Below are 18,311 nucleotides of genomic sequence, written 5' to 3' on the forward strand. Positions count from 1 at the left end.
CAGCAACAAATGGCCGGAATGGGCAGACAGAAACATTCCGTTACCTGACTCTAACCAGCGAACCTTTCGCTAACCTTTCAGTAGGCTTTCAGCAACCTTTCAACCGGCCTTTGGCGATTTTTAGGGCTTCACAGCGACGGATGCGGCGGTACACTCCGCGCGGTTGAACATCCCCAATGAGGTAAAAATCCATGCGTGTTCTGCTCGTCGAAGACCATCTGCAGTTGGCTGAAAGTGTCGCCCAGGCACTCAAGAGCACCGGCCTGACCGTGGATGTGCTGCATGACGGCGTGGCCGCCGACCTGGCATTGAGCAGCGAGGAGTACGCCATGGCGATCCTCGACGTCGGCCTGCCACGCATGGATGGTTTTGAAGTGCTGGCGCGTTTGCGCACCCGCGGCAAGAACCTGCCGGTGCTGATGCTGACCGCCCGTAGCGACGTCAAGGACCGGGTTCACGGCCTCAACCTGGGCGCCGACGATTACCTGGCCAAACCTTTCGAGCTGACCGAGCTCGAAGCCCGGGTCAAGGCGTTGCTGCGCCGCAGCGTGCTCGGCGGCGAGCGGCTGCAGACCTGCGGCGTGCTGGCCTACGACCTGGACACGCGCCGCTTCACCCTGGGCGACGAACTGCTGACGCTGACCTCCCGCGAGCAGGCGGTGCTCGAAGCGCTGATCGCCCGTCCGGGTCGGGTAATGAGCAAGGAACAACTGGCGGCTCAGGTGTTCGGCCTGGATGAAGAGGCCAGCCCCGACGCCATCGAGATCTACGTGCACCGTTTGCGCAAGAAACTCGACGGCCAGCCGATTGCCATCGTGACGTTCCGTGGGCTCGGCTACCTGCTGGAAAGCCGCGATGCATAAGCCCAGCAGCCTGCGCTGGCGGTTGCTGTGGAACCTGGCGTCGCTGCTGGTGGTGTTGATGCTGGCCAGTGGCTTGAGTGCTTACTGGAACGGGCGCGAAGCCGCCGACACCGCCTATGACCGCACCTTGCTGGCCTCGGCGCGGACCATTGCCGCTGGCGTGTCGTCACGCGATGGCAGCCTCAGCGCCGACGTGCCCTACGTGGCCCTGGACACTTTCGCCTACGACAGCGCCGGACGGATTTTCTACCTGGTCAACGACATCAACCAGAAGCTGATTTCCGGCTACGAAAACCTGCCGCCACCACCGCCCGGCACGCCACGCACCGATGATTACCCGGCGCTCGCCCGCTTCTACAATGCCACCTATCAGGGGCAGAACGTGCGGGTGGTCAGCCTGCTCAAGCCGGTGAGCGAGCCGAACATGAACGGCATGGCGGAAATCCGCGTGGCCGAAACCGATGAAGCCCGGGTCAGCATGGCCCGCAGCCTGGCGGCCGATACCTTGCTGCGCCTGGGCATGCTGGCGATTGGTGCACTGTTGATGGTGTGGTTCGCCGTGAGCGCCGCGCTGCGTCCGCTGGAGCGTTTGCGCACGGCGGTGGAAGAGCGGCAACCCGACGATTTGCGGCCATTGCCGCTGGTGGAAGTGCAGCACGAGTTGTGGCCACTGGTGCGGGCGCTCAACCACTTCACTGAGCGCCTGCGCGGCCAGTTCGAGCGCCAGGCGCAATTCATCGCCGATGCCGCCCATGAACTGCGCACGCCACTGGCGGCGCTCAAGGCGCGGCTGGAACTGGGACTGCGTTCCAGCGAGCCGCAGACCTGGCGCGACACCCTGCAAACGGCGGCCCAGGGTACCGACCGTCTGACCCACCTGGCCAATCAGTTGCTGTCGCTGGCGCGGGTCGAGAACGGCGCCCGAGCCATCGCCGAAGGCGGCGCGCAGTTGCTCGACCTCAGCCAACTGGCCCGCGAGCTGGGCATGGCCATGGCGCCGCTGGCCCACGCCCGCGGTGTCGCCCTGGCGCTGGAGGCGGACGAGCCGGTCTGGCTGCGCGGCGAGCCTACGCTGCTCAACGAGCTGTTGAGCAATCTGGTGGACAACGCCCTGGCCCATACGCCGCCCGGCGGCAATGTGATCCTGCGGGTGTCGGCACCGGCGGTGCTGGAAGTCGAGGACGATGGGCCGGGAATTCCCCTGGAGGAGCGCGACCGGGTGTTCGAGCGCTTCTACCGACGCAACCAGCAAGTCGCCGGCTCCGGCCTTGGCCTGGCGATCGTCGGCGAAATTTGCCGCGCGCACCTGGCGCAGATCAGCCTGCACGATGGCGAACAGGCCGGTTTGAAGGTGCGCGTGAGCTTTATTGCCGGCTAAGGCCCGTTGACCAACCTGTAGGAGCGAGCATGCTCGCGATGGTGCCCCAGACACCGTTGGGAATCAGACAGCCAGCGTTATCGTTGACGACCATCGCGGGCAAGCCCGCTCCCACAGAAGATCAAAATCAAAAGCCTTGCATGAAACCTGTAGGAGCGAGCTTGCTCGCGATGCAGGCGACGCGGTCGATCAATAAAACATCGACCGTGACTCTTCAAGATCGCTGCACATCGCTTCGTTTTCCGGGTCAATCCCCAGCTTTTTGAACGCCGGCACGCTGAACGGGTCGATCCGGGCAATGGCGTGATCGGTGTCCTTGTAGCAATACAGGCTGGCCACCTGCACCAGATCGACGTAATCGGCGTGCTCGGATTCGCGCTTGAAATCCAGGTACAGCCCCGGAACCTGCACCAGCATTTCCGGGAACTCCCAGACCCGCAGCAGCTTTTCGCCCAGCACCGGGTGGATATGGTCAATGACGTGGTTGAGGCTGACCGGGTCTGACAGCAGCTCGAAGTGATCTTCGGCGTAGGTCAGGATCGGCAATACGCCAATCTGATGCACCAGCCCACCGAGCGCGGCCTGATCGGGCTTGAGTTGGGTATAAGTGCGGCACAGCGCGTAGCTGACCCCGGCGATTTCCAGGCTTTTGCGCCAGACATCACGCATTTTTTTCTCCACCACGTCGGAACGCGCGTGGAAAATCTGCTCCATCACCAGGCCAATCGCCAGGTTGCTGCTGTAGTTGACGCCCAGACGAGTGATGGCCGTGTGCAGGTCCGTGACTTCCTGGGTCGCGCGCAGCAGCGGGCTGTTGACCACCTTGATCAGCCGCGCGGACAGCGCGGCGTCACGGCCGATCACCTTGCTCAGGTTACTGACACTGATTTCCGGATCTTCAGCGGCCTTGCGAATCTCCATGGCCACTTCCGGCAACGTTGGCAGAACCAGGTCATCGTTGTCGATGGCCTCAACCAAATCCTGTTGGATCTTATCCGCCAGCTCACTCATTTGCGTTCTCTAGGTGTTGCGACAAGTGTTGCCGTTAACTCTGGATTTCGCGATCGCGATCCAGTTCATACGGCAGGTCGAGCAAGTGCAGGGCCGGCCCTTCCAGTGTGCCCAGATGGACGTCACCACTTTCTGCGGCTTCGGCTTGCAGCACGGCCAGCAGTTCAATGTTGTGCCCGGTGTTCGCGGCAATCACCACTTCGCCGATGGAACTGCCATGGGTCGGCGAAAACAGCGGTGTGCCAGGTTCCGGCAGTTGATCGGCGGCAAGGCTCAGGCGATACAAGCGGCGCTTGAGTTTGCCCAGGTACTGCATGCGCGCAACGATTTCCTGGCCGGTGTAGCAGCCTTTCTTGAAACTCACGCCACCGACGGCTTGCAGGTTGAGCATCTGTGGGATGAACAACTCGCGGGTGCCCGCCATGACCTGGCCAATCCCTGCGCGGATCTGGCCCAGCAGCCATTGGTTGAGATCACCTTCAGCCAGCAGGGCGGACAATTTGCCCTTGATGGCGTCGGCCTGATCGGCAGCCACCCAGAGTTCGGCACGGCCGGGTGACACGCGCACGGCGATCAATTCGTCGTTACGCACGACGCTGTCGGTGTCGGCTGGCAATTCCAGGCCCAGGCTGATCAGGGCAGCATCGCCATGGTTGACGCCGAAACGCACCCACGCGGCACTTTCATCGGTCAGTTTTGACTTGGAGAACACCGCGTACTTTTTCAGGTCCGCCAGTTGCGGCTCCAACAGCCCGCTGGCCATGGCCATGAGCACGCCGTCCCCTTGCAGCAGGATGCGGAAACTCGATTGCATCCGGCCTTTCTGCGTGCAGCGCGCGCCCAGGCTGGCCCGGCTGTCGCTCAGGTAGTTGAGGTTGCAGGTCAACTGCCCTTGCAGGTATTTGGTGGCATCCACGCCGCGAACCGCGAGAACGCCTTCGTGTGAGAGGGTGCAGAAAAAAGCAGAATCGGCCATGGGACATCGCAGGGTGAAAAGTCTGGGTGACATCATAAGGGGGCGACCATGAAATGGATAGTTCACAAAAGGTCGGGTGTAGCCGACCAAAGCCGACTGTTCGACACAGGCCAGGCCTGTATACTTGCCGCCTATTTGAGGAGCGCTCCATGGTCGAAGATGTTGAACTGAATCGCCTCTACTGGCACAGCCGCCGCGGCATGCTTGAGCTTGACGTGTTGCTGGTGCCGTTCGTGAAAGAGGTCTACCCGCACCTCAACGACGTGGATCGCGCCTGCTACGTGCGCCTGCTCGAATGCGAAGACCAGGACATGTTCGGCTGGTTCATGGAGCGCAGCGAGTCCGAGGATCCGGAGCTGCAGCGCATGGTTCGCATGATCCTGGATCGTGTCCAGCCCAAGTAATACCTTCGAATGCCGCTGGCAGGCCTCACGGCGGTTGCTGGCGGCGTATCTCTCGGCCCAGCTGTTCGCGCTGGGCGCTTTGTGCCTTCTTGCCATACCGTTCTGGGCCAGTCTGCCGGGCGTTTTGTGCTGCCTGCTGCACGCGGCCTGGACGCTGCCACGGCAGATCCTGCTGACGCACCCCGGCGCCTTTCGCGGCTTGCGTCGCGATGCGGATGGCTGGCAACTGTGGAATCAGGCGCAGGGCTGGCAGGCGGTGCAGTTGCGCCCGGACAGCCTGGCGCTGCCGTTGATCGTGGTGCTGCGCTTTCGCTTGCGCGGCGAACGGCGAGTCCGGGCGATCTGCGTGCCCGCGGATTCGCTGACGCCGGATGTGCACCGGCGCCTGCGGGTCCGACTGACGTTCAGCCGACGTAGGTGGGCGGCACCAGGATAGTGTCCAGTGCCACGGGCAGCATGTTCGGGTAGTCGAGGGTGTAATGCAGGCCGCGACTCTCCTTGCGCTCCATGGCCGACAAAATCATCAGCTCGGCCACCTGGGCCAGGTTGCGCAGCTCGATCAGGTCGCGACTGACCTTGTAGTTGCTGTAGAACTCGTCGATTTCATCGAGCAACAACTGCACGCGGTGCTGCGCCCGCGCCAGGCGCTTGTTGGTACGCACGATGCCGACGTAGTCCCACATGAACCGACGCAATTCATCCCAGTTGTGCGCAATGATCACGTCTTCATCCGAGTCGGTGACCTGGCTCGCGTCCCAGACGGGCAGGGCGACGGGCATGGACACCTGCGGCAACTGCTCGACAATGTCCGCTGCCGCCGAACGCGCATAGACGAAGCACTCCAGCAGCGAGTTGCTGGCCATGCGATTGGCGCCGTGCAGGCCGGTGAAGCTGGTTTCGCCAATGGCATACAGCCCCGGCACGTCGGTGCGGCCCTGCTGGTCGACCATCACGCCGCCGCAGGTGTAGTGCGCGGCAGGCACCACCGGGATCGGCTGTTTGGTGATGTCGATGGAAAACTCGAGGCAGCGCTCGTACACGGTCGGGAAGTGCGACTTGATGAACGCTTCCGGCTTGTGGCTGATGTCCAGGTAGACGCAGTCCACGCCCAGGCGCTTCATTTCATGGTCGATGGCCCGGGCGACGATGTCGCGCGGGGCCAGTTCGGCGCGGGGGTCGAAGCGCGGCATGAAGCGCTCGCCGTTGGGCAGCTTCAGGTGGGCGCCTTCACCCCGCAGGGCCTCGGTGACCAGGAAGCTCTTGGCCTGTGGGTGATACAGGCAAGTGGGGTGAAACTGGTTGAACTCCAGGTTCGCCACCCGGCAGCCCGAACGCCAGGCCATGGCGATGCCATCGCCACAGGCGCCGTCCGGGTTGCTGGTATAGAGGTAGACCTTGGCGGCGCCACCGGAGGCGAGGATCACGAAACGCGCGCCATAGGTGTCGACTTCACCGGTGCCACGATTGAGCACGTAGGCACCGAGACAGCGATCGCCTTCCAGGCCCAGGCGTTTTTCGGTGATCAGATCGACCGCCACCCGCTGTTCCAGCAGCTCGATGTTGGAGCGTTCCCTGGCTTTGTCGAGCAGGGTGCGGAAAATCGCCGCCCCGGTCGCGTCGGCGGCGTGGATGATGCGTCGATGGCTGTGGCCGCCTTCGCGGGTCAGGTGGAACTCGAAACCACCGTCTTCATTGCCGGAATGGTCATCACGGGTGAACGGGACGCCCTGGTCGATCAGCCACTGGATCGCTTCCTTGCTGTGCTCGACGGTAAAACGCACCGCTTCTTCGTGGCACAGGCCGCCACCGGCATTGAGCGTGTCGTCGACGTGGGATTCGACGGTATCGGTGTCATCCAGCACCGCAGCGACGCCGCCCTGGGCCCAGAACGTCGAGCCATTGGCGAGGTCGCCTTTGCTCAAGACGGCGATGCGCAAATGACCGGGCAGGGTCAGCGCAAGACTCAAACCGGCAGCGCCGCTGCCAATCACCAGAACATCGTGTTGAAACTGTTGGCTCATTTCAGGATTCCGCTCAAAGCGACCCGGGTCGGGGTAGGCGCCAGACTTCTGCAACGGCGAGTCGGGCAGCCACACAGCCCACTAGTATATAGAGGGGGGGATCGGCACAATAGCCGGGCATACATGGCATTGTGAAACTACAGTGACAGGATCAGTCTGACGCTTCGTCGGATGATTTTCAGCGCCGTTTGGCGGCCAGGCGACTGTATCGTGGATTTAACAGTATTTTTCCATTCCAGGTTGCACAATGTCCGTGTGGCACTGTTACAAATATTTGGAACTTTTGCCAAAGGCCCAAGATCAATAGTCCGTTGCCTGAATCAAGGGACAGCGTCGGCGCCAGTGGAGGATTGCAGTTTGATTCCGACTGTCGAATCCGATGACAAGATAATTCGCGCGGCCGGGGTAAACCCGAGCTGCGCTTTTCGTGCGTGCCAGATCAGAGCCCGCAGGAAACTTGCTTGGAGGGGAGAACTTTTGCGAAAAGCCCGAGTCTATGTTTGCAAGTCTGGTCGTTTAGCTATGCAAGCTTCCTCCGAGCGTATCGAGGAGAGTTCATGCTAACCCAGGAAGAGGATCAGCAGCTGGTCGAGCGCGTTCAACGCGGCGACAAGCGAGCTTTCGATCTGCTAGTGCTGAAATACCAGCACAAAATTCTCGGGTTGATCGTGCGTTTCGTGCACGACACCCATGAAGCCCAGGATGTGGCGCAGGAAGCCTTCATCAAGGCGTACCGTGCACTTGGAAATTTTCGCGGAGACAGCGCGTTTTATACGTGGCTTTACCGCATCGCCATCAACACGGCGAAAAACTATCTGGTTTCACGCGGCCGTCGGCCGCCGGATAGCGATGTCAGTTCCGAGGATGCAGAGTTCTACGATGGCGATCATGGCCTCAAGGATCTCGAGTCGCCAGAACGGGCTTTGCTGCGGGATGAGATCGAAGGCACTGTCCATCGGACCATCCAGCAATTGCCGGAAGATTTGCGTACGGCTTTAACTTTACGTGAATTCGATGGTCTGAGTTACGAGGACATTGCGAGCGTCATGCAATGTCCGGTGGGTACCGTGCGCTCCCGGATCTTCCGCGCCCGGGAGGCCATCGACAAAGCCCTGCAGCCGTTGTTGCAGGAAAACTAAAGACAGCGGCGACAGCCAAGAGAGGAACGCCATGAGTCGTGAAGCCCTGCAGGAATCGCTGTCCGCAGTGATGGATAACGAAGCGGACGAATTGGAATTGCGTCGGGTATTGAATGCCATCGACGATGTTGAAACCCGTGAAACCTGGGCTCGTTATCAGATCGCTCGGGCAGCGATGCACAAGGATCTGCTGCTTCCACGTCTGGATATCGCAGCGGCGGTTTCTGCTGCACTGGCTGACGAAGCCGTGCCGGCAAAAGCGTCCCGTGGTCCATGGCGCAGCCTGGGTCGTCTGGCCGTAGCCGCCTCGGTCACTGTTGCTGTATTGGCGGGTGTTCGCCTGTACAACCAGGACGAGATCGCCGGTGTCGAACTGGCTCAGCAATCCTCCCAGCCAGGTCTGGCCGTTCCTCAGGTCAAAGGCCCAGCCGTATTGGCAGGCTATAGTGAGAGTTCGGAAGCGCCTGGCCCGATGGCCAATGGCGTATTGCAAGGTCAGCCGGGCTGGAACGATCAGCGGTTGCCAGGTTACTTGCGCCAACACGCTCAACAGGCTGCAATGAAAGGAACTGAGAGCGCGCTCCCTTACGCTCGTGCGGCAAGCCTGGAAAACCGTTAAGGAGGATCATGCGCGCCATACCTCTACTTTCGCTTCTGCTCAGTGGCTGGTTCATTGTTCCAGCCCACGCCGACGAGGCTCAGGACTGGTTGACCCGTCTTGGCCAGGCCGAGCAGCAGCAAAGCTTTCACGGCACCTTTGTTTACGAGCGTAACGGTAGTTTTTCTACCCATAACATCTGGCATCGCGTCCAGGACGGCAAAGTCCGCGAGCGGATTCTCCAGCTCGACGGCTCTGCCCAGGAAGTCGTACGTGTTGATGGGCGTACTCAATGCGTGAGCGGGCTTCTCATGGCGGGACTTGGGGACTCTCCCAATTCCGCCGCTCGTACACTCGATCCTCAAAAGCTGAAAAACTGGTATGAACTTGCTGTCATTGGCAAGTCGCGCGTAGCCGGTCGTCCGGCGGTCATCGTTTCCCTGAAACCTCGCGATCAGCACCGCTACGGTTTCGAGTTGCATCTGGACAAGGAAACCGGCCTGCCGCTCAAGTCGTTGCTGCTGAACGATAAAGGCCAGTTGCTGGAGCGTTTCCAGTTCACCGAGCTCAATACCTCCGATGTGCCTTCCGATAATGAGCTGCAAGCCGGCGCGGATTGCAAGGCGATCGCGCTCGACAGCGACAAGGCTTCAGCCGGCAAGGCTGCCCAGTCCTGGCGCTCGGACTGGTTGCCAGCGGGCTTCGAATTGACCAGCAGCACTTCGCGCAAGGACCCGCAGACCAAGACTCAAGTCAGCAGCCTGATGTACGACGATGGCCTGGCTCGTTTTTCGGTGTTTCTCGAACCGTTGAATGGCGCGTCGGTCGTCGATACGCGTACTCAGTTGGGCCCGACGGTTGCCGTATCCCGTCGCCTGACGACACCCAACGGCGACATCATGATCACCGTGGTGGGTGAAATTCCCATAGGCACCGCTGAACGGATCGCGCTGTCCATGCGCTCCAATGCCACTGCAACCCAGTAGTGAGCCAGTATCGAAATGTTTCGTGAGCATTTCAGTTTGCAAATACCCCTGAATTTTCTTATAGGTCAGAGCCCCTCGGCTCTGGCCTTGTTTGTTGTTCCCGGAACAAAAATACCGGCGTATCGTTCCCGGTGTTCCTTGATCCATATCGCTTAACCATGCTCGTCTTAACGGGAGCCGTATGTCGATACCTCGCTTGAAGTCTTATCTCACTATCTTTGCCACCGTGCTGGTGCTAGGGCAGGCCGTTGCTGCAGAAGCAGTCGAACTGCCTGACTTTACGCAACTGGTCGAGCAGGCCTCGCCTGCCGTGGTGAACATCAGTACCACGCAGAAACTGCCTGACCGCAAGGTCAGCGACCAGATGCCCGACCTCGAAGGCTTGCCGCCGATGCTGCGCGAGTTCTTCGAGCGCGGCATGCCGCAGCAGCGTTCGCCGCGCGGTGGTCGCCAGCGTGAAGCGCAGTCGCTGGGTTCGGGTTTCATCATTTCGCCTGATGGCTACATTCTCACCAACAACCACGTGATCGCCGATGCCGACGAAATCCTCGTTCGCCTCGCCGACCGTAGCGAGATGAAAGCCAAGCTGGTAGGCACCGACCCTCGTTCCGACGTGGCCTTGCTGAAAGTCGAAGGCAAGGATCTGCCAGTGCTCAAACTCGGCAAATCCCAGGACCTGAAGGCCGGCCAGTGGGTCGTGGCCATCGGTTCGCCCTTCGGTTTCGACCATACCGTGACCCAGGGCATCGTCAGTGCCGTGGGCCGCAGCCTGCCGAACGAAAACTACGTGCCGTTCATCCAGACCGACGTGCCGATCAACCCGGGTAACTCCGGCGGCCCGCTGTTCAACCTGGCGGGTGAAGTGGTGGGGATCAACTCGCAGATCTACACCCGTTCCGGTGGCTTCATGGGTGTGTCGTTCGCGATCCCTATCGACGTGGCCATGGATGTTTCCAATCAGCTCAAAAGCGGCGGCAAGGTCAGCCGTGGCTGGCTGGGTGTAGTCATCCAGGAAGTGAACAAGGACCTGGCCGAATCGTTCGGTCTCGAGAAACCGGCCGGTGCGCTGGTGGCGCAGATCCAGGATGACGGCCCGGCAGCCAAGGGCGGCCTGCAGGTGGGCGATGTGATCCTGAGCATGAACGGTCAGCCGATCGTCATGTCTGCCGACTTGCCGCATCTGGTGGGCGCGTTGAAGGCGGGTGCCAAAGCCAACCTGGAAGTGATCCGCGAAGGCAAACGCAAAAACGTCGAAGTGACCGTGGGTGCCATCCCGGATGACGGCGACGAGCAGGCCTCACTGTCGAAATCCAGCACCGAGCGCAGCAGCAACCGCCTGGGTGTGTCGGTGGCGGAGCTGACGGATGAACAGAAGAAATCCTACGACCTCAAGGGTGGCGTGGTGATCAAGGAGGTTCAGGACGGCCCTGCGTCCCTGATCGGCCTGCAACCTGGCGACATCATCACTCACCTGAACAATCAGGCGATTGGGTCGGCCAAGGAGTTCACCGACATCGCCAAGGCGCTGCCGAAGAACCGCTCGGTGTCGATGCGGGTCCTGCGTCAGAATCGCGCCAGCTTCATCACCTTCAAACTGGCTGAATAAGCTGGTTGTTGGTTGAACAAAAAACCGCCTCGAATGAGGCGGTTTTTTTTTGAGTCCCTGTAGGAGCGAGCTTGCTCGCGATGGAATCACAAACACCGAGGGGTATCAGATACCCCTCCATTATCGTTAGCGACCATCGCGAGCAAGCTCGCTCCTACAGGGGGCGGTTAGCCCATCATGTCCTTGATCATGCGCTCCTGTTCCATCAGCTCCCGTTGCCGCGCGTCGATGCGCGAGGACAGCGGGAAGTTGCTGCCGGCCTTGCGCTTGGCGAAGTCCAGTTGCTGGATGGCCTGGCGGTAGTCGCCGACCAGTGCGAAGTATTCGGCGCGGGCCTGGTGCAGGCCGATGATGTTGCCTGACAGGCCGCGAGTTTCCGCCACCATGTACCACACGTCCGGATCGTCCGGGCGGGACTTGAGCAGGTTTTCCAGGGCTTTCTCGGCATCCGCTGCACGGTTCTGCTTGAGCAGCAGGTCGACGCGCACCTGATTGAGCGGGTAGTTGCCGGGGTACTGGCTGAGCATCCGGTCGACTCGGGTCTGGGCGTCCGGCAGTCGGTTGTTGGTGATGTCCAGGTCGATCTGGGCGAGGTTATAGATGATCTCGTTCGGCGACTTGGCCAACAACTGCTTGAGGTTCTCCCGCGCTTCGTTGAGCTGTCCGCCCTTGATCTGGGCGATGGCCAGGCCATAGCGTGCCACATCATTTTTCGGGTTTTCGTCCAGCTGTGCGCGAAAGCGTTTGGCGCCCAGGCCCGGGGTTTCCTCGTAGATCAGTTGGACCCGGGCCCGAATCAGCTGATAACGCACACTGTCTTCGATACCGCCCGGCCTGGCCTGCTCGGCGCGGTTGCGGGTGTCGGCAATCCGCGATTCGGTGACCGGGTGAGTCAGCAGGAATTCCGGTGGCTTGGCGTCGAAACGATACTGGCGCGCCAGACGTTCGAACATGGTGGGCATCGAGCGTGGATCGTAACCGGCCTTTTCCAGATTGAGGATGCCGATCCGGTCGGCTTCCTGCTCGTTCTGGCGCGAGAAGCGACGTTGCTCCTGGATTGCCGCCGCTTGCGTGCCGGCAATCGCCGCGATCCCGGCGTCACCGGCACCGGCGGCGGCAATCACGATGCCGGCCAGCAGTGCAGCCATCATCGGCACCTGCATGCGTTGTTGAGCTTCAACACCCCTGGCGAAGTGGCGCTGGGACAAGTGGGCCAGTTCGTGCGCCATCACCGAGGCATATTCGCCTTCGGTCTGGGCATTGAGAAACAGGCCGCCGTTGACCCCGACGATCCCGCCCGGCGCTGCGAAGGCGTTGAGTTGCGGGCTGTTGATCAGGATGAACTCCAGGCGCCGGTCGTTGACCTGGCTGGTTTCCACCAGGCGATAGACGCTCTGTTCGACGTAGTCCTTGAGTTGTGGGTCGTTGAGCTGCGAGACCTGGCTGCGCAACAGGGCGAGCCAGGCGCGGCCCAACTGGTATTCCTGTTGTGGCGAGACAATGGCAGAACTGGCGTCACCAAGTGACGGCAGGTCGTCGGCGAAGCCCGGTGAGGCGAGCAGGCAAGCGAGCGTCAGCAGGGTAGGGCGCAGAAAGGTCATGCACAAAGCCTTAATCGACAAAGACCTTACTGTAGCCGGACAGTACGCTTCGGACCAGATATTCTAAGCCGCTCGACCACCTCACCCGGAGTAACGCAATGACCGACGCTGTAGCCCATGACGCCGAACTGGACGCCAGTGGCCTGAATTGTCCGTTGCCGCTGCTCAAGGCCAAGCTGGAGCTCAATCGGATGGCCAGCGGCGCTGTGCTCAAGGTTACCGCTACCGATGCGGGGTCGCAGCGCGACTTTCGCACCTTTGCCCGATTGGCCGGTCACACCCTGCTGCGCGAAGAAGATGAAGCGGGCGTCTACCGCTACTGGTTGAAAAAAGCCTGAAAATTGCCGTGTTCGTTTTGTAAGGAATTTTGATGTTCAAAGTGTTGCGCGACTGGATTCAGCGTTATTTCTCCGATGAAGAAGCGGTGGTGCTGGCGGTCCTGCTGTTTCTGGCGTTCACCGCCGTCCTGACCCTGGGCGGCATGCTGGCGCCGGTGTTGGCGGGAATGGTGCTGGCGTACCTGATGCAAGGCCTGGTGGTCACGCTCGAGCGTCTGCGTGTGCCGGGCGGCATGGCCGTGGGGTTGGTGTTCGCGCTGTTCATGGGGGTGCTGATGGTGTTCATCGTGGTCCTGGTGCCTTTGCTCTGGCATCAACTGATCACGCTGTTCAACGAATTGCCCGGCATGCTCGCTAAGTGGCAGTCGCTGCTGTTGCTGCTGCCCGAGCGTTACCCGCACCTGGTGTCCGACGAACAGGTGCTGCAGGCCATCGAGGTGGCGCGTGGCGAGATCGGCAAGTTTGGCCAATGGGCGCTGACGTTCTCGCTGTCGAGCCTGCCGCTGCTGGTCAACATCATGATCTACCTGGTGCTGGTGCCGATCCTGGTGTTCTTCTTCCTCAAAGACCGGGAAATGATCGGGCGCTGGGTGCGTGGCTACCTGCCCCGTGAGCGCACGCTGATCACCCGTGTCGCCCACGTCATGAACCGGCAGATCGCCAATTACATTCGTGGCAAGGTCATCGAGATTTTCATCTGCGGTGGCGTGACCTACATCGGCTTTGCCGTGCTGGGCCTCAATTATGCGGCGTTGCTGGCGCTGCTGGTCGGTATCTCGGTGGTGGTGCCCTACGTCGGGGCCGTGGTGGTGACCGTGCCGGTGCTGCTGATCGCGTTGTTCCAGTGGGGCTGGAGCGATCAGTTCATCTACCTGATGGCGGTCTACGGGATCATCCAGACGCTGGATGGCAACGTGCTGGTACCGTTGCTGTTCTCGGAGGCGGTCAACCTGCACCCGGTGGCGATCATCTGCGCGGTGCTGTTGTTTGGCGGGCTTTGGGGGTTCTGGGGGATATTCTTTGCGATTCCGCTGGCGACCTTGTTCAAGGCCGTTCTGGATGCCTGGCCGCGGAATGAGCCGGTGGTGGCGCCGTTGCTCTAAATCTTCGTAGAGGCTGATGGCCTCATCGCGAGCGAGCTCGCTCCTACAGGTTGATCGTATTCCCCTGTAGGAGCGAGCTTGCTCGCGATGACGTCCGAAAGAACGCCGCTAAATCAGGCCTTGTTCAACGCCTGCGCCGCCGCCAGAACGGCATCCACATGCCCCGGCACTTTCACACCACGCCATTCCTGGCGCAGCACACCGTTCTTGTCGATCAGGAACGTGCTGCGATCCACGCCCATGTATTCCTTGCCGTACAGCTTCTTCAGCTTGATCACATCGAACTGCTGGCACAGCGCTTCTTCCTTGTCGCTGATCAGCTCGAAGGTGAAGCCCTGCTTGGCCTTGAAGTTCTCGTGGGATTTCAGGCTGTCGCGGGACACGCCGAACACTTCGGTGTTGGCGGCCTTGAACGCATCCAGCTGATCGCGAAAGCCCTGGCCCTGGGTCGTGCAACCCGGGGTGCTGTCTTTCGGATAAAAGTAGATCACCACCTGCTTGCCCTTGAGGCTGGCCAGGGTAATGGTCTGCCCGCTGGTGGCGGGGGCTTCGAAGTCGGCAACCGGTTGGTCGATGGCAACGGCCATGAAAGCTTCCTTACATTGGGTTCTGTGGGCGCCACGGTTCGATCAGGGCGTCCAGATTCAGGGCGTCGGCGAAGTCCAGGAACTGATCGCGCAACCAGCTGATTTGTACGCCTGCCGGCAACGTGACGGTGAACGTGGCGTTGAGCATGGTGCCGCCGGTTTGCGGTGCCTGGTAGGTATCGCAGGTCAGGTTCTCCAGCTCCACGTGGTGGTCCATGAAGAACTGGCACAACTCGTTGATGATGTCGGAGCGATAGGCCGAGCTGACGTAAGCGACGTACGGCAGGGCCTGAGGACGGTTTTCCAGTGCCGCGCTACGCACCACGTTGGCCGTGAAGGCGTACTTCTTGGCGAGGGTCGGCAGGCTGCCTTCCAGGCGGGCAAGGGCGTCCCAGCTGCCGGAGACTTCGAGGACCAGCGCACTGCACTCGCCGTGACGGGTCAGGCGGGAGGTAACCACGGCGCAGCGGTTTTCATGGCTGGCGCGGCACAGGACGTTAGTCAGCTCCATGGGGTTGGCGCCGAGGGCACTGATGACAAGGAATTGTTCGCGAACTGTGGGGGTGGACATGCAGCGTTCCTAAAACGATGAGCGGTCGATACTTGCAAGGGCTTTTTTGACCGGGAGCGAGCCTGTGAATGCGAATTCGGAAATACCGGGCCCGAGGGTTGCAAGGTGCTCCGGTATGGCGGGAGCGGGGGCTGGCAACGCTGGATCGGGGCTCGTGATGCCGAAAATGGAGGCTGGAACCCGGCGTGGGAGCTGTTCAGTACCAATCAAAGTCTGAAGGGTAGCGAAAAGCGGCGCCAAGGGGAATGGCGGCAGCGCAGTACTTCGCTTGTACAAGCATCTTGGCGCCAGTACCATTACGGCTCTCTTTTTCCGGCAGGAGCGGTTGCATGATTGCGGGCAGTATGGTGGCACTGGTCACACCAATGGATGCACAGGGTCGTCTCGACTGGGACAGCCTGAGCAAACTGGTGGACTTTCACCTGCAAAACGGCACCCACGCCATCGTGGCGGTCGGCACCACAGGTGAATCGGCGACGCTGGACGTCAATGAACACATCGAAGTGATTCGTTACGTGGTCAAGCAGGTCGCTGGGCGCATTCCGGTCATTGCCGGCACCGGCGCCAACTCGACCCGCGAAGCCATCGAACTGACCACCAACGCCAAGACCGCTGGCGCCGATGCCTGCCTGCTGGTGACGCCGTACTACAACAAGCCGACCCAGGAAGGCCTGTACCAGCACTTCAAGGCCATTGCCGAAGCCGTCGACATCCCGCAGATCCTCTATAACGTGCCTGGCCGTACCGCGTGCGACATGCAGGCCGAGACCGTGATCCGCCTGTCGACCGTGAAGAACATCATCGGTATCAAGGAAGCCACCGGCGACCTGGACCGTGCCAAAGCCATCCTCGACGGCGTGAGCAAGGACTTCATCGTGCTCTCCGGCGACGACGCCACGGCAGTCGAGCTGATCCTGCTGGGCGGCAAGGGCAACATTTCGGTGACCGCCAACGTGGCCCCGCGCGACATGGCCGACCTGTGCAACGCCGCGCTCAAGGGCGACGCTGTCACGGCTCGCGCGATCCATGAAAAGCTCATGCCGCTCAATAAAACCCTGTTTATCGAATCCAACCCTATTCCCGTGAAATGGGCACTGCACGAGATGGGCCTGATGCCGGACGGTATCCGTCTGCCGCTCACCTGGCTCAGTGCCGCCTGTCACGAACCGCTGCGGCAGGCCATGCGCCAGTCCGGCGTCCTGGTTTAATTGAGGAAGCATTACGCATGAAGCGATTGGCCGGACTTTCCGCACTTGCCTTGATTATCTCCAGCACCAGTGGCTGTGGATGGGTCTGGGGCCCGGAAGGTTATTTCCGCGACCGCGGTAGCGATTACCTGGAAGCGCAACAGACTGCACCGATGCAATTGCCTTCGGACGTCACCACCTCCAAGCCTCTGGATCCGCTGTTGCCGATTCCGCGTAACGTGGCGGACGACACTGCCAAGGGCGAGTACATCGTGCCACGTCCGCAGCCGCTGTCCGCCGCTGCCGACGCCAGTGCCTACTCGCTGCAGAAAACCGGCGATTCGCGCTGGATCGTGGCCCAGAACCCGCCGGCCGAAGCCTGGCCTGTGGCCGTGCAGTTCTTCCAGGACAACGGTTTCCGCCTGGATGAGCAACGCCCGCAGACCGGCGAATTCACCACCACCTGGCAGCGTTCCGATGAGCTTTCCGCCGCCGTGGCCAAGCGCTTGAGCGCAGCCGGCGTCGCCAGCGACGCCGAAACCCGCGTGCGCGTGCGCATCGAACCGGGCGTGCAGCGCAACACCAGTGAAATCTACGTGGTCAGCGCCGAGCGTCCTGCCGGCAGCACCGCCGATGTGGAATTCACCAACCGTTCGGTCAACACCGGCCTGGACGCGGCATTGGTCGACGACATGCTGGCGAGCATGAGCCGTATCTCCGAGAAGGGTGGTTCGGTGTCGATGCTGGCATCGCGTGATTTCGACGCGCCAAGCCGTGTCAGCCTGACCGAAGACGGCAGCGGCAACCCGGTCCTGAACGTCGGCAACGACCTGGATCGTGCCTGGTCGAGCGTGGGTCGTGCCCTGGAACAGGGCGAATGGCGTGTTGAAGACATCAACCGCAGCCTGGGCCTGTACTACATCAACCTGTCCGAAAAGGCCGAGAAGAAAGACGACAAGCCTGGTTTCTTCAGCAGCCTGTTCGGCAGTGGTCCAAGCAAGGAAGAAATCGAAGCCCGTGCCGAGCGTTATCAGGTTCGCCTGAGCAAGGTCGGCGAAAACGTCGAAGTCACCGTCGAGAAAAACATCAACACCGTGGCGCCGGCTGACGTGGCGCGCAAAGTGTTGAGCGTGATTCAGGACAATCTGGGCTGATCACATGCGTTTTGCCGTTCTCGGCAGCGGTAGCCAAGGGAACGGCACGCTGATAGCCAGCGCTGATACGTACGTGCTGGTCGATTGTGGTTTCTCCTTGCGGGAAGCCGAAAAGCGCCTGTTGCGCCTGGGTGTGAACCCGGCGCAATTGAGCGCGATACTCGTGACCCACGAACATGCCGACCACGTGCATGGCGTGGGTTTGCTGTCTCGGCGCTACAATCTGCCGGTCTACCTCAGTCGCGGGACCTTGCGCGGGATGCGCAAACCCATCGAACCGACGGGGTTCCTGGCCGGTGGCGAGCAACTGCAGATCGGCAACGTGAGCATTGGCGTCATTGCCGTGGCCCACGATGCACAGGAACCGACGCAATACGTGTTCAGCGACGGTGAGCGGCGCTTCGGCCTGCTGACCGACCTGGGGTCGTACTGCAACAAGGTGCTGGACGGCTATCGCGACCTCGATGCGTTGATGATCGAGGCCAACCATTGCCGGGACATGCTGGCTCGCGGTCACTACCCGTACTTTCTCAAGCAGCGGGTAGGCGGCGAACTGGGACATTTGAACAACCACCAGGCGGCATTCCTGGTGTCCGAGTTGGGCTGGCAAGGCCTGCAACACCTGGTCCTGGCCCATCTGAGCAGCAAGAACAACCTGCCGCAGCTGGCCCGGCAATGTTTTGTCGACACCCTCGGGTGCGACCCGGACTGGCTGCAACTGGCCGATCAAGATTCAGGGCTCGACTGGCGACACATCGCCTAGCCCATCTACTTAGCAAGCGGAGCCC

At 61.1% G+C, this 18,311-nt stretch carries 19 protein-coding genes; 13 read left to right on the top strand and 6 right to left on the bottom strand.

Going from position 1 to position 18,311, the window contains the following annotated elements; genetic code table 11:
* Positions 1-191 precede the first annotated feature (191 nt).
* Together ABVN20_RS20480 and ABVN20_RS20485 are read left to right on the top strand one after the other, a co-directional pair.
* Positions 192-863 carry a response regulator gene (locus ABVN20_RS20480; protein ID WP_368557509.1) on the top strand — a complete coding sequence of 224 codons (672 nt, stop codon included), beginning with the start codon at positions 192-194 and terminating at the stop codon, positions 861-863.
* Complete coding sequence (locus ABVN20_RS20485; RefSeq protein WP_368557510.1) at positions 856-2,241, top strand: sensor histidine kinase; 1,386 nt, start codon at positions 856-858, stop codon at positions 2,239-2,241. Before ABVN20_RS20480 ends, ABVN20_RS20485 begins: the two co-directional genes overlap by 8 nt.
* Positions 2,242-2,430: 189 nt before the next feature.
* Here ABVN20_RS20485 and ABVN20_RS20490 read toward each other — a convergent pair whose 3' ends face one another.
* Complete coding sequence (locus ABVN20_RS20490) at positions 2,431-3,252, bottom strand: HDOD domain-containing protein (RefSeq protein ID WP_368557511.1); 822 nt, start codon at positions 3,250-3,252, stop codon at positions 2,431-2,433.
* Positions 3,253-3,286: 34 nt separating this feature from the next.
* On the bottom strand, positions 3,287-4,228 hold the full coding sequence (locus ABVN20_RS20495) for a folate-binding protein YgfZ (protein WP_368557512.1): 942 nt from the start codon (positions 4,226-4,228) through the stop codon (positions 3,287-3,289).
* Positions 4,229-4,377: 149 nt separating this feature from the next.
* On the opposite strand from ABVN20_RS20495, the gene ABVN20_RS20500 reads away from it, so the two are divergent.
* Together ABVN20_RS20500 and ABVN20_RS20505 are read left to right on the top strand one after the other, a co-directional pair.
* Positions 4,378-4,632: a succinate dehydrogenase assembly factor 2 gene (locus ABVN20_RS20500; RefSeq protein WP_007930227.1), complete on the top strand. Its 255-nt coding sequence runs from the start codon at positions 4,378-4,380 to the stop codon at positions 4,630-4,632.
* On the top strand, positions 4,616-5,068 hold the full coding sequence (locus tag ABVN20_RS20505; RefSeq protein WP_368557513.1) for a protein YgfX: 453 nt from the start codon (positions 4,616-4,618) through the stop codon (positions 5,066-5,068). Before ABVN20_RS20500 ends, ABVN20_RS20505 begins: the two co-directional genes overlap by 17 nt.
* Here the strand turns inward: ABVN20_RS20505 and nadB are convergent.
* Entirely contained in the window at positions 5,037-6,653 is a 1,617-nt protein-coding gene (nadB, locus tag ABVN20_RS20510) for an L-aspartate oxidase (protein WP_368557514.1), read from the bottom strand. The two genes, ABVN20_RS20505 and nadB, sit on opposite strands and share 32 nt — an antisense overlap.
* Before the next feature lie 557 nt (positions 6,654-7,210).
* On the opposite strand from nadB, the gene rpoE reads away from it, so the two are divergent.
* The 4 genes from rpoE to ABVN20_RS20530 all read left to right on the top strand — a co-directional run bounded on the left by rpoE (position 7,211) and on the right by ABVN20_RS20530 (position 10,982).
* Positions 7,211-7,792 carry an RNA polymerase sigma factor RpoE gene (rpoE, locus tag ABVN20_RS20515; protein ID WP_003172477.1) on the top strand — a complete coding sequence of 194 codons (582 nt, stop codon included), beginning with the start codon at positions 7,211-7,213 and terminating at the stop codon, positions 7,790-7,792.
* A 31-nt stretch (positions 7,793-7,823) separates the two neighbouring features.
* Entirely contained in the window at positions 7,824-8,411 is a 588-nt protein-coding gene (locus ABVN20_RS20520) for a sigma-E factor negative regulatory protein (protein ID WP_368557515.1), read from the top strand.
* 8 nt (positions 8,412-8,419) lie between these two features.
* On the top strand, positions 8,420-9,376 hold the full coding sequence (locus tag ABVN20_RS20525) for a MucB/RseB C-terminal domain-containing protein (protein ID WP_368557516.1): 957 nt from the start codon (positions 8,420-8,422) through the stop codon (positions 9,374-9,376).
* 181 nt (positions 9,377-9,557) lie between these two features.
* Positions 9,558-10,982 carry a DegQ family serine endoprotease gene (locus tag ABVN20_RS20530; RefSeq protein ID WP_368557517.1) on the top strand — a complete coding sequence of 475 codons (1,425 nt, stop codon included), beginning with the start codon at positions 9,558-9,560 and terminating at the stop codon, positions 10,980-10,982.
* 167 nt (positions 10,983-11,149) lie between these two features.
* Here the strand turns inward: ABVN20_RS20530 and ABVN20_RS20535 are convergent, their stop codons facing one another.
* On the bottom strand, positions 11,150-12,583 hold the full coding sequence (locus ABVN20_RS20535) for a M48 family metalloprotease (RefSeq protein ID WP_368557518.1): 1,434 nt from the start codon (positions 12,581-12,583) through the stop codon (positions 11,150-11,152).
* 98 nt (positions 12,584-12,681) lie between these two features.
* Here ABVN20_RS20535 and ABVN20_RS20540 point away from each other — a divergent pair, with 98 nt between their 5' ends.
* Both ABVN20_RS20540 and ABVN20_RS20545 read left to right on the top strand, forming a co-directional pair.
* Complete coding sequence (locus ABVN20_RS20540) at positions 12,682-12,921, top strand: sulfurtransferase TusA family protein (protein WP_368557519.1); 240 nt, start codon at positions 12,682-12,684, stop codon at positions 12,919-12,921.
* A 32-nt stretch (positions 12,922-12,953) separates the two neighbouring features.
* Positions 12,954-14,024, top strand: a complete 1,071-nt coding sequence (locus ABVN20_RS20545) for an AI-2E family transporter (protein ID WP_368557520.1) — start codon at positions 12,954-12,956, stop codon at positions 14,022-14,024.
* A 113-nt stretch (positions 14,025-14,137) separates the two neighbouring features.
* Here the strand turns inward: ABVN20_RS20545 and ABVN20_RS20550 are convergent, their stop codons facing one another.
* Complete coding sequence (locus ABVN20_RS20550) at positions 14,138-14,611, bottom strand: peroxiredoxin (protein WP_368557521.1); 474 nt, start codon at positions 14,609-14,611, stop codon at positions 14,138-14,140.
* Between the two features lie 10 nt (positions 14,612-14,621).
* Positions 14,622-15,182: a glycine cleavage system protein R gene (locus ABVN20_RS20555; protein WP_368557522.1), complete on the bottom strand. Its 561-nt coding sequence runs from the start codon at positions 15,180-15,182 to the stop codon at positions 14,622-14,624.
* Between the two features lie 329 nt (positions 15,183-15,511).
* Between ABVN20_RS20555 and dapA the strand changes: the two genes are divergently transcribed.
* Genes dapA through ABVN20_RS20570 form a run of 3 tightly spaced genes read left to right on the top strand, consistent with a single transcriptional unit; the run spans position 15,512 to position 18,286 of the window.
* Entirely contained in the window at positions 15,512-16,390 is an 879-nt protein-coding gene (gene dapA, locus ABVN20_RS20560) for a 4-hydroxy-tetrahydrodipicolinate synthase (RefSeq protein ID WP_368557523.1), read from the top strand.
* A 17-nt stretch (positions 16,391-16,407) separates the two neighbouring features.
* Positions 16,408-17,523 carry an outer membrane protein assembly factor BamC gene (bamC, locus tag ABVN20_RS20565; RefSeq protein ID WP_368557524.1) on the top strand — a complete coding sequence of 372 codons (1,116 nt, stop codon included), beginning with the start codon at positions 16,408-16,410 and terminating at the stop codon, positions 17,521-17,523.
* A gap of 4 nt (positions 17,524-17,527) precedes the next feature.
* The gene (locus ABVN20_RS20570) at positions 17,528-18,286 is read left to right on the top strand and encodes an MBL fold metallo-hydrolase (protein WP_368557525.1); all 759 of its coding nucleotides are present in this window, start codon (positions 17,528-17,530) and stop codon (positions 18,284-18,286) included.
* Positions 18,287-18,311: the final 25 nt, after the last annotated feature.

The sequence above is a fragment of the Pseudomonas sp. MYb118 genome, assembly GCF_040947875.1.
In the GTDB taxonomy this organism is placed as follows: domain Bacteria; phylum Pseudomonadota; class Gammaproteobacteria; order Pseudomonadales; family Pseudomonadaceae; genus Aquipseudomonas.